At 65.9% G+C, this 13,163-nt stretch carries 8 protein-coding genes; 4 read left to right on the top strand and 4 right to left on the bottom strand.

The genetic code is table 11. The annotated features are described in order from the left end of the window. Positions 1 to 129: 129 nt before the first annotated feature. The 3 genes from NOV74_RS06825 to NOV74_RS06815 form a co-directional block, all read right to left on the bottom strand. Positions 130 to 870 carry a LytR/AlgR family response regulator transcription factor gene (locus NOV74_RS06825; protein WP_257310422.1) on the bottom strand — a complete coding sequence of 247 codons (741 nt, stop codon included), beginning with the start codon at positions 868 to 870 and terminating at the stop codon, positions 130 to 132. Continuing rightward, positions 842 to 1,540 (bottom strand): sensor histidine kinase, encoded by a 699-nt coding sequence (locus NOV74_RS06820; protein WP_257310421.1) that lies wholly within the window; start codon positions 1,538 to 1,540, stop codon positions 842 to 844. Before NOV74_RS06820 ends, NOV74_RS06825 begins: the two co-directional genes overlap by 29 nt. Before the next feature lie 430 nt (positions 1,541 to 1,970). Continuing rightward, positions 1,971 to 2,129 carry a hypothetical protein gene (locus NOV74_RS06815; RefSeq protein ID WP_257310419.1) on the bottom strand — a complete coding sequence of 53 codons (159 nt, stop codon included), beginning with the start codon at positions 2,127 to 2,129 and terminating at the stop codon, positions 1,971 to 1,973. Between the two features lie 198 nt (positions 2,130 to 2,327). Between NOV74_RS06815 and NOV74_RS06810 the strand changes: the two genes are divergently transcribed. From NOV74_RS06810 to NOV74_RS06795, 4 genes are all read left to right on the top strand, one after another. Then, positions 2,328 to 5,441 carry a lantibiotic dehydratase gene (locus NOV74_RS06810; RefSeq protein ID WP_257310418.1) on the top strand — a complete coding sequence of 1,038 codons (3,114 nt, stop codon included), beginning with the start codon at positions 2,328 to 2,330 and terminating at the stop codon, positions 5,439 to 5,441. A gap of 173 nt (positions 5,442 to 5,614) precedes the next feature. Then, the gene (locus NOV74_RS15465; protein ID WP_257310416.1) at positions 5,615 to 5,791 is read left to right on the top strand and encodes a DUF3606 domain-containing protein; all 177 of its coding nucleotides are present in this window, start codon (positions 5,615 to 5,617) and stop codon (positions 5,789 to 5,791) included. Positions 5,792 to 6,147: 356 nt separating this feature from the next. Then, positions 6,148 to 7,239, top strand: coding sequence for a 3-oxoacyl-ACP synthase III family protein (locus NOV74_RS06800; RefSeq protein ID WP_257310414.1), 1,092 nt, complete (start codon positions 6,148 to 6,150; stop codon positions 7,237 to 7,239). 225 nt (positions 7,240 to 7,464) lie between these two features. Beyond that, entirely contained in the window at positions 7,465 to 9,948 is a 2,484-nt protein-coding gene (locus NOV74_RS06795) for an alpha/beta hydrolase family protein (RefSeq protein WP_371748419.1), read from the top strand. Positions 9,949 to 10,054: 106 nt separating this feature from the next. On the opposite strand, the gene NOV74_RS06790 is transcribed toward NOV74_RS06795, so the two are convergent. Further along, entirely contained in the window at positions 10,055 to 13,162 is a 3,108-nt protein-coding gene (locus NOV74_RS06790) for a UvrD-helicase domain-containing protein (RefSeq protein WP_257310410.1), read from the bottom strand. Between the last annotated feature and the right edge of the window lies 1 nt (position 13,163).

Raw genomic sequence — 13,163 nt, 5'->3', positions numbered from 1 at the left:
ACACGGCGCACGGCCAGATCTTCTCCGTGCGCTTCTCTCCGCATCCTCCACGCCTCCGTGGTGGTCTTGTATCTTTGAATGCTAATTGGCATCACTCGCTGGCTCACCCTGCCCGCGGAACAGGCGGCCTCAAAGCCGTCCGGTCCGGACGCATTCTTTCGTCCGGGGGGTCATGGCGCGGCTGACGACCAGTTCCACATTGGGCGCGACCAGGACCTTGATCCGCCCCACGGTGGTCGGCCGGATCCCCTTGACCATGCGGGGGCGCAACAGCAGATGGCGCTGGATGCGGAGCATGCCGTCGTCCGGGAAGGACTGTTCCACTTCCGCCAGGGTGGCCCAGCGCGTCAAATAGCGGTTCTGGCCTCGGCAAGCCCAGATGCGATCGCTCTCCAGCTCGAAGTGGGTGACCAGTTCCAATTCCATGTAGACCTCCCCATCCCCGGCGCGGATGGGGAAGCGGATGGGCGGCGGCAGCAGCGTCTTCAGCTCGGTGGGGCTGAGGGGCCGGATCAGGCGATCCCGCAGGCGCTGCAGGCATTTGGCCAGGCGATCCTCGAACACCGGCTTCAGCAGGTAGTCCGCGGCGGCAAGTTCGAAGGCCTGCACCGCGTAGGAGGAGAAGGCCGTCACGAAGACCACGGGGGGACAATCGGACACCTCGGCCAGCACTTCCAGCCCGCTGAGGCCGGGCATCTGGATGTCCAGGAAGATGACGTCGACCGCCCCAGGCTCCTTCAGCCAATGGAGCAGGGCCACGCCGTCGCCCAGCTCACCCACGACCTCGCAGCCAGCTTCTTTGAGTAACCGGGAAAGCCGCTCCCGTGCCAGCGGCTCGTCGTCAACTACCAGGGCCTGCAGCTGGTTCATGACTGAATTCTACTTGGGTTGCCTCGAAACGAATGCAGGCGAGCGTGCCTTGGCCGGAGGGGCCGATGGATAGCCGGGCGCCGCCGCCGAAATGCAGGGCCAGCCGCGAGCGCAGGTTCTTCACGCCAATGCCAATGCCACTGCTGACGCCATTGATCGGGAAGGGCTGCCCCGAATTCCAGACTTCCAGGAAGATCGCCCCATCCTTGGCCCGGGCCCGGAGGATCAGGTCGCCGCCGGGGATGCTGGGCGCGATGCCATGCTTGATGGCATTTTCCACCAGGGGCTGGAAGAGCAGGGGGGGGACCTCGATCGAGTCCAGATCCTCGTCCCATTCCCAGGTGATCCGGAGCCGGTTTCCCAGCCGGATGGACTCGAGGGCCAGGTAGTCCGCGACGATCATCCGTTCTTCCCCGAGGGGCAGGCGCATGTGCTCAGACGCCACGAGGATGCGCCGGAGCAGGTCGGAAAGGTGCCGGATGGCCGTCTCGGCGGCCCTGGCGTCCTTGTGGACGAGCTCAGCCAGGCCATTCAACGCGTTGAACAGTACGTGCGGGTGGATCTGGCTCTGGAGCAGCCGATTCTTGGCGACCTGGGCTTCCGCCTGGGAAGCCTCCCGAAGCTCCTCCGAGCGCGCCCGGGCCGCGACCAGTCCTCCCACGACCATCATGGCTGGCCCCACGAGTGAGATGTATAGCTGCAGGAGCTTACCCAGGTCGAATTTGAAATTCCCATGAGTAAGGAACCAAGCATCGATGATGGGAAGCAGTGCTGAGACCAGTCCACAGGTGACCACCGATAACGCGAACCCTAGAATGAAGTTCCAGGGAGAGGGAAGCCGTCGGGGCAAAACCCAGGGTAATGGCGCCAGGAATGCGAAAGCCCCGATGTGAGTGAGCGGTGAGGAAAAGGCGCTGGCCCATATCCACCCGGAACCGGTCCGGTTGGAGGCCCATTGGTCGTGCAGAAGGAAGAGAGCCCAGAGTGAATAGCAGACTCCGATAACTCGCCAGTTTTTGGCTAACGGGAACAGAGAATTCCAGGGGTTCGCCGAATCCATGACACCTCCAGCCCTGGACTCGGCGAACCCAGGCTGACCTTCAGAGAATGGTGAGGGTGGTGGTGAGGGTGATCGGCCGGTGGTCACGGGCATGCTTGGAACCTTGGGCCTCGGTGAATCCAACGGGATGGTTCGCTGCTTGGCTGGCCTGGCTCGAGCGCTGAATGGATTCCTTGCGGAAGGAAAGGGTGGTGTTCATGGGAACTCCCAGGTAACGCCGCGGGGCGCGACCTTGTTTGTGAGCCCAACCTAAACGCCAGCCAATGGATTTCCATGAACGGTATGTAAACACACCTCCAACCGTTGAGCCCCCCAAGTGCCACCATTCAGGGGTTCGATGGTCCACTCGATCGGGACGTGTTGTCCTGAATGGCCTCCCTGAGAAAGCAGCCTGTCCATGCCTCCGCAGCCGACCTGCCAAACCGCTGACTTCTTTGTGCTTCGCAGCCCGAGCCTGCCTCTGGACGCGCTCATCCCCGAGCAGCCATCTGACCCGGGGGGCTTGCGCCTGACCCTACAGGAGCTGACCCGTCGCGACGCTGTGCGGGAAGCTTTGGCCCTTGCGTCTCCGGATCTGGCCTTTCGCGTGGATGCCTGGCTGGAAGGCACCCTGGAAATCGCCGTGGCCCGGAGTGTGGAGCGGGCCCTGGTGAAATACCTCAGCCGGATGAGCCACCGCGCGACGCCCTTTGGTCTTTTTGCTGGAGTAACCACGGGCGCCTGGGGGCCCGCGAGCCGGTTGTCCCTGGGGCCCTGGGAGGCCTGCCGCAAGGCGGTGCGGCTCGACTGGGGCGTCCTGGAAACCCTGGTGAACCAGCTGGAGGGTGATTCGGAGGTGCGGTCGCGCCTGCGTTACCGGCCCAATTCCAGCATTTACGCCTGCGCAGGCTGGTATCGGTATCTCGAATCCAGGGATCAGCCCGGAATGGGGCGCACCTACCACCTGGAGGCGGTGGAAGCCACCCCCCATCTCGACTTCGCACTGCAGCAGGCGGCACCGGGGGTCCGTCTGGACGACCTGACGACGAGCCTGGCCCAGCACCTGCAGGTCCCGCCGGCCGAGGCCCGAGCCTTTCTGGAGCAAATCATCCAGGCGCAGCTCCTTGGCGCGGAGCTCCACCCCCCGCTGACCAGTCCCGATCCCCTCGGCCACGTGATCACCACCCTGCAGGCCGATCCGAGTACCGCCCCACGGGCTGAGCCCCTGGTGAAGCTGGGCCTGGACCTGGACCGGCTGCGGGAGGCCCCCGTCGGGGCACACCCGGACGGGCATCCCAGCCTGGTGGCGTCCTTGGCCGAGCTGGGCCTGCCCACAGACACCCGGGATGTCCTCCAGGTGGACCTCTTCCGCCCGGCCGCCGAGCTGACCCTGTCGCCGGTGGTTCGTCGCGTTCTGGAAGAGGGTGCCGAAACGCTGCGTCGCCTGGCCCCGCCGCGCCCGGAGGGTCCCATGGAACGGTTTCGGGCGGCCTTCACCGAGCGTTACGGAACACGCTGGCTGCCGCTGCTGGAGGTGCTGGACGAGGAAAGCGGGATCGGGTTCGACGGGGCGCCCCCGCTGGAGGGCTCCTTGCTGGAGGACTTGCCCTTGCAGACCGCCACTCCTGCGCCCGGGCTCACCCAGCGGGACCGGTTCCTCCTCGCGCAGCTGTCCCGGTGGCAGGGAACGCCGGTCTGGGACCTGACCGACGCCGATGTGGAAGCCCTCGCCAACCCGGATCCGCAGCCCTTTCCCGCTTCCTTCGCCGCGTTGACCAGCCTGGCGGCCGCCAGCCCCGCCGCCCTGGACCGGGGCGAGTTCCAGTTCTGGATGGAGCACCATTCGGGCCCCACGGCCGCGCGGTGGCTGGGGCGCTTCGCCTCCGGGGATCCCGTCCTGAAAGCCGCCTTGCATCGTCACCTGCGGACCGAGGAGGACGCGCGCCCCGAGGCCGTGTTCGCCGAAGTGGTCCATGTGCCCGAGGGCCGGATGGGCAACGTCCTGGCCCGACCCGCCCTGCGGGACTACGAGATCCCCTTTCTCGCCACCTCCGGCGTGGCGTCCACGCACACGCTCCCCCCCTCGGACCTGCGCCTGACTGTGCGCGGCCAGCGCGTGCTGCTAGCCTCGGCGCGGCTGGGGCGCGAGGTCCTCCCCCGCCTGTCTTCGGCGCACAACTTCACCCGCGGCCCCGTGGTCTACCGGTTCCTGGCGCATCTGCAGGACCAGGACGGGCGCTCCGGCGGATGGTCCTGGGGGGCCCTGGCCGACCAGCCGTTCCTTCCGCGCGTCACCCGCGGGCGCCACGTCCTCAGCAAGGCGCGCTGGCGGATCGAAGCCCGGGAACTGAAAGCGGCCCTGGCGGGTTCCGGCGGCGGGGCCTGGGGCGCCTTCCAGTCCCTGCGGGAACGGCGGCGCCTGCCCAGGTTCGTCACGCTCACCGATGCCGACAACAGCCTGCTGGTGGACCTCGACCAGGCGCTCTGGGTGGAGACGCTGCACCACCTCGTGGCCCAGCGCTCGGGCTTCCTCCTAACAGAATGTTTCCCGCCTCCCGATCAAGCCCTGGTGACGGCGCCGGAGGGCCGGTTCGCCCACGAGCTGGTCATCCCGTTCGAGGCGCTGACACAGCGTCAATCCGGGGCGCCGGCCCTCCCGCCGTTGGCCTTCTCATCGCTGGCCCAGGTGCCCGCGGTCCGGGCCTATCCGCCCGGTTCGGAGTGGCTCTATCTCAAGCTCTACTGCGGCCCGACCAGCGCGGACCGGCTGCTGGTGGAACTGGATCCGCTGCTCCGCCTGACGCACGTGCAGGGCCTTTGGGACCGCTGGCACTTCATCCGGTACCGCGATCCCGAGCCCCACCTCCGCCTCCGCTTCCATGGCCATCCCGGGCACCTGCTCGCGGAACTGCTCCCTCGGCTCCACCAGCACCTGGAACCCTACCGGGCCGCCGGGCTGCTCTGGAAATGGCAGGTGGATACCTTCGAGCCGGAAGTCGAGCGCTACGGCGGGCCAGTTGGCTTCTCTTTGGCCGAGGCGTGGTTCTGGGCCGACAGCCAACGGACCCTGACCCGCCTCGCGGCCGGCCAGACGCAGGAGGAGCGCTGGCGCGCCGGTCTCCGCGATGTGGATGCGATCTGGGCGGCCCTGGGCCTGAGCCCCCGGGCGCGCGAAGCGCTGGCCCAGGCCACCCGGGATAGCTTCCGGAAGGAGTTCGGCGACACCGGACCCATGAGCGCGCAGATCGGCGCGAAGTTCAGGAACCTGCGGAAGGAACTGGCCGCAGGATTTCCCTTGCCGCTGGGTTCGCCCTGCGCCCCCGAACTCGGCGGCCTGTCGCGGTTGCGGGAAGCCTTCGACCAGGGTCTGCTGCAGGAGGGCCTCGAGCGTCTCGCCAGCAGCCTGGCGCACATGCACCTCAACCGCCTGCTACGGGCCAACCCCCGGGAAAACGAATGGGTCCTCATGGAATTTCTGACCCGTCTGTACGACTCCCACCTCGCACGCCTGTCTCGACACTCGGCCCTCTGATTCGGCCAAGGTCCATAAGGGGTCCTCGGCCTGGCAAACATCCGTTCAGGGGTGAAATCCTACCGTTCGGCCGGGGTTCGCTCCGCCACCGGTGGCCACTGCTAGGATCCGCTGCATGGAGGGTTCCTATGGAGACCCGCGCAATCGCGCCACGCTCATCCCTGGGAGGATTTGTGCCTGAAAACCTGGAAGCCCGCGGCTCTGAGAAGCAGGAATGGATCAACGTCCATGAGCCCTACGAGCTGCGCGATTGGGCTATCTACTTCAGTGTCTCCCGCATGAAGATCGCCGAAGCCGTCATGGCCGTGGGCCCCATGGTCGAGGACGTGAAGCGATATCTGGGGAAATGAACCACCTGCAACATAAGATGACCCGACGAACCTGCGGATCGACCCCAATCGTGTGCCAGCGATAAGTTGGATCGACTCTATTCATTAATGAAATTGATGTGATGGTGGGAGAGCTGAACCCCTCTCCAGGTTCGCGCCCTGAAGGCCGCGGAAGGTAACAGTTACCCGTGAGGACGGCCACAGAGCGGGCAACGAGGCCCTGCGTCCGCGCTGTGAGCTCCTGCCTCCGTGGGAGGGCGACCATCGCCGATCTCCTCTGCGCGGAGGAAGAATCGGCTCCAGTTCGGACCTGGAAGTGAACGCAAGTAGACTGGTTAGATCTGGCATGCAGGGCACGATCGCCGCAGGGGGAACGGATGGCTCAGGTTCGCAGCGTCATCACCGGCACGGGTAGCTGCCTTCCCCTGCGCCACATCCCGAATGACGCGTTTCTGGAGCATGCGTTTTTCGAGGGCGAAGGGCAGCCCTATCCCGCCGGTGAGACGGCGCGGATGGTGGCGAAGTTCCAGGAGATCACCGAGATCGCCGAGCGGCGCTACGTATCGGAGGATCGGGTCGCCTCGGATCTTGCCCTCGACGCCGCGGAGAAGGCCCTGGCCTCGGCCGCCATCGACCCGGAGACCCTGGACTACCTCATCGTGGCCCACAACTTCGGCGACGTGACGGAGGGCAGCCGGCAATGCGACCAGGTCCCGACCCTGGCCGCTCGGGTCAAGGCGAGGCTGCGCATCGCCAATCCCTTCTGCGTGGCCTACGACCTGCCCTTCGGCTGCCCCGGCTGGCTTCAGGCCATGATCCAGGCCGACTACTTCCTGCGCTCGGGGGATGCGAAGCGGGCCCTGGTGATCGGCGCCGAGACCCTTTCCCGCGTGTCCGATCCCTGCGACCGGGACAGCCTGATCTATGCGGATGGTGCCGGGGCCGTGGTGCTGGAGGCGCAGGCTCACGACGAACCCGTGGGCATCCTCGCGCACGCGACGCGGACCGACACCCTCGATCACGGCGGCCTGTTGCGGATGGGCCGTTCCTTCGACCTCGACCGCAACGACGGCCAGCTCTACATCAAGATGCAGGGACGGAAGCTCTACGAATACGCGATTGCCACCGTGCCGGGCCTGGTTCGCTTGAGCCTGGAGCGGGCGGGGCTCTCCCTGGAGCAGGTGGACAAGGTGCTGATCCATCAGGCCAACGGGAAGATGGACGAGGCCATCCTCAAGCGGCTCTTCCGGCTCTACGGCATGACGGAGATGCCCGCGGGCATCATGCCCATGACCGTCTCGTGGCTGGGCAACAGCTCTGTGGCCACCGTGCCCACCCTCCTCGACCTGGTGGTGCGGGGCCAGATGGAGGGCCACACGCTGAATAGCGGCGACCACGTCGTGTTCGCCTCTGTCGGCGCCGGCATGAGCATCAATGCCATGGTCTACCGCTGGCCATCTCAGAGATGATTGAGTGCTGAATGAATGGGTATGCGCGGGGTTGATGGAATCAGATCCGCTTCCCAAATTCGAATGATCGTCTGTGCGATTGGTACATATCACACCAAAGGGCTTGGGCAGACCAGGGGACTTGGATATAAGTAATGCGCCTCTCAGCCAGTGGATATGCGTTGGATGTGGCTCATCCCTTCAGAAGGAGTGCCCTTGCAGACCAAGACAACCCAGTCCCTATTCATGCGCACATCTCTGGCCGCGGTCCTGATTTCTGGCCTTGGCTGGGCGCAGACGAAGATCTCCACCACCGGCTACAACCAGCCACCCAAGGCCATCCTGGATGTCATGCGGGCGCCCTCGCCGCCATCCCCGGTGATCAGCCCTTCGCGCGACCGCCTGCTGCTGGTCGCCTGGGAGGATTACCCGTCCATCAGCCGGGTTGCCACGCCCTACCTGAGGCTAGCCGGCGTCCGGATCGAACCGAAGAACCACAGCCGGCACGATACGCCCGGCGGGTACGGGATCGTTCCCGCGGCGCTCAGCTATGAGCTGGTCCGGGTTTCCGATGGCACATCGATCCCGGTCAAGCTTCCCGAAGGGGGCATCATCCAGGCCCCGATTTGGAGTTCAAACGGGCTGCGGTTCGCCTTCTCGCGGGTGACCGAGACCTCCGTGGAACTCTGGATCGGGGATGCCCAAACCGGGGTGGTCCGGCCGATCCCCGGTGTCTGGTTGAACCAGATGCTCGGAGGAGAAGTCCAGTGGATGCCGGACCAGAAGACCCTCCTGGTCAAGGCTGTGCCCGATAAGCTGGGACCGCCTCCGGCCGCCGCTGACGTGCTTCCGGGCCCCAGCATCCAGGAGTCCATCGGCGGGAAGGGCCAGAGCAGCACCTACGAAACCCGGGATACCCTCGGCAACCCCCACGATGAGGATGTGTTCGACTACTACAGCACGTCACAGCTGACCCTGGTGGATGCCACCACCGGCGTGGTGACGCCAGTCGGCGAACGCGACCACTACCTTCAGGCGCGTCCTGCTCCCGATGGGCGCCACCTCCTGGTTTCCACGCTTCGCAAGCCCTACTCCTATGTCACGACCTTCGAGCGCTTCCCCCGGGAGGTGGCGGTCTGGGACATGGGTTCCCGATCTGCCATCACGAAGCACCTCCTGGCCTCGCTTCCCCTTGCGGACCGCGTTCCCATCCATGGGGAGCCCCTCGGCCCCCGCCAGTTCGCCTGGCGTCCCACCGAGCCCGCCACGCTGATCTGGGCCGAGGCCCTGGACGGCGGCGACTGGAAGACCAAGGTTCCTCACCGCGACAAGGTGATGATGCTGAGGGCGCCATTCGAATCGGCGCCAGTGGAGCTGTTCCGCACAGAACAGCGTTTTTCTGGCCTGATGTGGGGGGAACGGCCCGGGCTTGCGCTCCTCTACGAATACGACCACAACAAACACTGGACCCGGACCTTCATCGTCAACCCGGATGCTCCGAAGCAGGCCCCGCGGAAGCTTTGGGACCTGTCCACGGAAGAGCAGTACGCCGATCCGGGCAATCCCGTCTGGCGCCCGCTGCCGAATGGCGCGGCTGTGCTGAGGCAGGAGGGCGAGTTTATCTTCCTGTCGGGCCAGGGCGCCTCGCCTGAAGGAAACCGGCCCTTCCTGGACCGGCTCGACCTTCGCACCCTGAAAACAGAGCGCCTTTTCCGCAGTGGAAAGACTGAATTCGAGATGTTCGTCGGATTCACCGGCCCGGACTCCAAGCAGTTCCTGACCTGGCACCAGTCGCCCCTGGACCCTCCCAACGCCTACGCCCGCAGCCTGGGCAAGGGCATCAAGGCCCCGGCGGGAGAGGCGGCCTTTGCCTCGCAGCGCAAAGCCCTGACGCATATTCCGGATCCCACACCCGAAGTCCGGCAGATCAAGAAGCACCTGGTGACCTACAAGCGGGCAGATGGGGTCGACCTGTCCTTCACCCTCTATACCCCGCCGGGTTACCGGGAGGGAACCCGGGTTCCCGCCATTCTGTATGCCTACCCGCTCGACTATGCGGATCCTGCCAAGGCGGGCCAGGTCTCGGGCTCTCAGTACACCTTCACCCGGCTGAGGAACTACCGCCTCCTCCTCCTCGCAGGCTACGCGATCATCGATAACGCCTCCTTCCCCATCGTGGGTGATCCCACCAAGGCCTACGACACCTACCTCGACCAGCTGGTCGCGGATGCCAAGGCCGCCGTGGACAAGGCAGTCGAGCTTGGCGTGGTCGATCCGGGTCGCATCGGTGTGACAGGCCACAGCCACGGCGCGCTGATGGCGGCCAACCTGGTCGCCCATTCCCCGCTGTTCAAGGCGGGCGTCGCGACCAGTGGTTCCTACAACAAGACCCTCACGCCGTTCGGCTTCCAGAATGAGCGGCGCTCGGTCTGGGAGGCGCCGGAGGTCTACCGCCAGGTCTCCACCTTCTTCTTCGCCGACAAGCTGAAGACCCCGCTCCTCATTATGCATGGGGCGGATGATGCCAATCCCGGGACGACCCCGCTCCAGGCCACGAAACTCTATGAAGCCATCCGGGGCAATGGCGGGACCACCCGCCTCGTCATGCTGCCCTTTGAGCCGCACTGGTACTCAGCGCGCGAGTCTAATGAACAATTGATCTACGAGATGCTGCGCTGGTTCGATACCTATGTGAAGAACCCCCAGCCGGTGGCCACGCCCCGGAAGTGATAGCTACCTAAATCCGGGAAGCCACCCGCCCGGGTTGGCTGGAGGGCGTTTCGTCAGGAAACCCAGATCGACTTCCCACGTTCAAACCATCGTCTAGCCAGCCTTGTCATTCCAGATTGACCCAAGCGTTCCCACGCAGTGGCACAAGCCAGGAGGCCACGGGCATGCTCTCCCGTTCCGCCAATACGGCGGAGTACCGATGGAGTTGGTCCCGGTAGGTCGCAAGCTCCTCCTCCCCGAAGCTCTTGGAGTGCTTGAAGTCCAGGAGGTGGATGCAGTCCTCTCCCCAGACGACGAGGTCCGCGCGACCAAGCCCGCCACTGCTGGCTGCGCCCGCGAGGGGCAACTCCGTGCGACGACGGAGGTGGCGCCAGCCCTTGGCCTCGAATTGCTCCAGGAAGCGCAGCGCGTTCTCGCGGGCGTGAACCACAGGCGGGGCGCTGTCGAGGCAGGCCTGGAAGGCTTCTGGTTCCTCCCAGCGCACCAGGAGATCCCGGAGGAAGGCATGCATGGCTTCACCCTCCTGGCGGGCCTTGCTGCGGGTGTCGCCGGGAAGATCCTCATGGGCGTCGGGGGGCACGGTGATGTCAGCCAGGGCCGTTCGCACAGGCGGTGAGTCCGGCGTGAAGATGACCCGAATCGGCAAGGGTTCCGGCGTCGGTGCATCAGTCAGTACTTTCCAGTCCGGGTGCGCGCTAGCCAGGACCTGCCCCCACTTCGCCCAGGTCTTGAATTCGCTGGGAGGCTTGGGCTCTTTGGGATCCTTTGGCTCCTGCAGCAGCAGGCAGAGGCGCCCCTTGGCCCGCGTGAGGGCCACATAGAGCAGGTTGAGTTCGTCGCGCTTCTGTTTGGATTCCACCAGGGGCTTGAGGTCGTCGTAGGCGCGCCCAGTGAATTTCCCAAGCTTCCAGGCGAGCAGCAGCTCGCCGGTCTCGGGCTGGGTGCGGAGGTCTCCCTTTCTGAAACTGCGCGGATTCACGTTGAGCAGGGGGAGGATCACGTCGTCATACTCGAGGCCCTTGCTGCCATGGGCGGTCTGGATGAGCAGGTCCGCGTCTTCGACGGAGGCAGGCAGGTCGCCTCGCTCCAGGCCGTTCCGCTCGTCATCCAGCAGGGCGTAGGCCACGGAGGGGCTGGCGGGCAGGTCCTGCAACTTGGCAAGCAGTCCGGCCAAGTTGCGCCGTGCCCGCAGGGGCTCCAGCGAACCATGCACCTCCAGGGCTGCAATGGCCTGAAGTACGGCTCCCTGTCGCAGCAAGCGGCCTGCGATGGTCTGGGTGGAGGCCTGCCGCAGCTCGATGAGGAAACGGACGAGATCTTGGTGTGCCTCCGGCAGCAGCTCGGGATCCAGGTGACCCAGGCCGGGCAGTCCAGGACGGCCTTCGCTGCCCTGGGCCAGGGACGCCATTTCGCTATCGGTCATGCCCACCACTTGGCGTAGCAACGCCGCACAGGGGATGGGTCGCTCGGGGTGTGCCACGGCCTCCAGGGCCGCCAGGATGAGCCGCACGCCGGGGCTGTCCCAGAATCCCTCCTTGGCTACCACGTAGGGTTGGATTCCTTTGGCCTTGAGGCGCTGGAGGAGGCTCGGCAGGCGCGTGCGCTGCTTGAGCAGAAGCGCCCGGGTGCGGCTGCCGGTCTTCATGGGAGCGCCGAGGGACTTGGTCCAGCCGGCCTCCCGGGAGAGGCCCGAGATCCAATCCGCCAGGGCCGGTAGGTCACCCGAGGTCGATGGCGCAGGCGTGCGGACCAACCCCGCCGGAGGCCCGGATGGGGTAATGGGTTCCTGGGCACCGTCAAGGTCGCCGACCGTGGGATCCAGCAACGGCCAGACCTGGTCCACATAGGTGTTGGCCAGAGACACGATCTCGGGGGTGGAGCGGAAGTTGGACGCGAGGCGGAAGGCGCCCTCTCCTGCTGCGGTCAGACGATCCCGCAGCAGGTCGGGATCGCCGCCACGGAAGCCATAGATGGCCTGTTTCACGTCGCCCACACGCACCATGCGCTCAGCGCCGAGGGCCTCCAGGAAGGCATCTTGCACTTTGGACGTGTCCTGGTACTCGTCCACCAGGAGCAGCTTGGGCGCGGGCGTTTCCACTCCGTGAGTCTTGAGGCTGTCCAAGGCCTTGCGGACCAGGTCACCGAAAGTGGCCAACCCCTGGGCCTGCTTCTCAGCCTCAAAGCTCTGGAGTGCGTTCACCAGCAGGCAGCGCAGCCAGGCTTCCAGCGCGGTGACCACTGGCTTGAGGGTTGTCATCGCATCGCAAAAAGCGTCGGAGTAATAGGCCGGGGGCGGATTCGACACGCGCCCGCTCTGGGCCTGAGCCCAGCGCAGGTTCGTCTGCAGGTCTGCGCCGTCCAGGGGAACCGGGAGAAGGTTCTCCTTCTTGAAGTTGTGGAGGCCCTTGCCGCTGGGGTGCTTGGCCAGCTCAGGATCCGTGGCGAAGGGCGCCAACGCGGTTCGGGCTGCAACCACGGCACGGGTCAGCGCGTCGCGGTGGTGGCTTGGGTCTTCACCCTTCAGGTGCCCAAGGGCATCCAGGTGGTTGTCGAAGCCCTGCGAAAGTTCCTCCCAGTTCTGCTCGACCCAGGCCAGCAGCAACCGGGCGGGCACCTCATCAGCATGGCCGGCGGGCAGTGTCAGGGCTTCGCGCACCGTCAGTCGCAGCAGCCGCAGCAGGGAGGGATGGCGCACATCGAGAATGGTGTCGTTACTGCCCTCGCCCTTGCTCAGCACACGCATGGCCAGGCTGTGGATGGTGGACACCTGCAGCAGCTCGGCTTCTCGTCGCACGCGGCGCCAGTACGCGCGGGCCTTGGCGGGCGAGCCGACCCAGTGCGCACCCGGCCAGTGCGCGGCGGCTTGGGCCACCTCCCCAGCTGATTTTTTCAGGTACTGGATGCTGGGCAGGTCCTTGAGGATGGCTTCGAGGTCCTTGGCCACGGGCGCGTCGAGGTGCGGCAGCAGGTGCTGCCAGGCGGCCTCATCCAGGGCGGACAGCAGGTCCAGGGGGCGCAGCAGCCGCTCGCGCAGATCTGCTGCTGAGGTCTCGCTGAAGGTGGTGGCCAGGATCTCCCAGGGGCGGATGTCCCCACGGCCCAGCCGGGCCGTGACCAGCACCGTGAGGGTGAAGGTCTTGCCGGAGCCCGCGCTGGCGCTCACCACCAGCGACTGGTCGAGGATGCGGGAATCGCTCAGGTCGAGGGTGCGCATG

Origin of the sequence: Geothrix fuzhouensis (assembly GCF_024609325.1) — a bacterium.
Classification (GTDB): Bacteria; Acidobacteriota; Holophagae; order Holophagales; family Holophagaceae; genus Geothrix; species Geothrix fuzhouensis.
Note: the sequence above shows the minus strand (reverse complement) of the source record. Positions and strands in the feature narration are given on the sequence as shown.

What these genes read in the sequence shown, in the direction of transcription:
- NOV74_RS06825 (WP_257310422.1), bottom strand. Translation starts at nt 870, where the DNA reads ATGAACCAGCTGCAGGCCCTGGTAGTTGACGACGAGCCGCTGGCACGG.
- NOV74_RS06800 (WP_257310414.1), top strand. Translation starts at nt 6,148, where the DNA reads ATGGCTCAGGTTCGCAGCGTCATCACCGGCACGGGTAGCTGCCTTCCC.
- NOV74_RS06815 (WP_257310419.1), bottom strand. Translation starts at nt 2,129, where the DNA reads ATGAACACCACCCTTTCCTTCCGCAAGGAATCCATTCAGCGCTCGAGC.
- NOV74_RS06810 (WP_257310418.1), top strand. Translation starts at nt 2,328, where the DNA reads ATGCCTCCGCAGCCGACCTGCCAAACCGCTGACTTCTTTGTGCTTCGC.
- NOV74_RS06795 (WP_371748419.1), top strand. Translation starts at nt 7,465, where the DNA reads ATGCGCACATCTCTGGCCGCGGTCCTGATTTCTGGCCTTGGCTGGGCG.
- NOV74_RS06820 (WP_257310421.1), bottom strand. Translation starts at nt 1,540, where the DNA reads ATGATGGTCGTGGGAGGACTGGTCGCGGCCCGGGCGCGCTCGGAGGAG.
- NOV74_RS06790 (WP_257310410.1), bottom strand. Translation starts at nt 13,162, where the DNA reads ATGCGCACCCTCGACCTGAGCGATTCCCGCATCCTCGACCAGTCGCTG.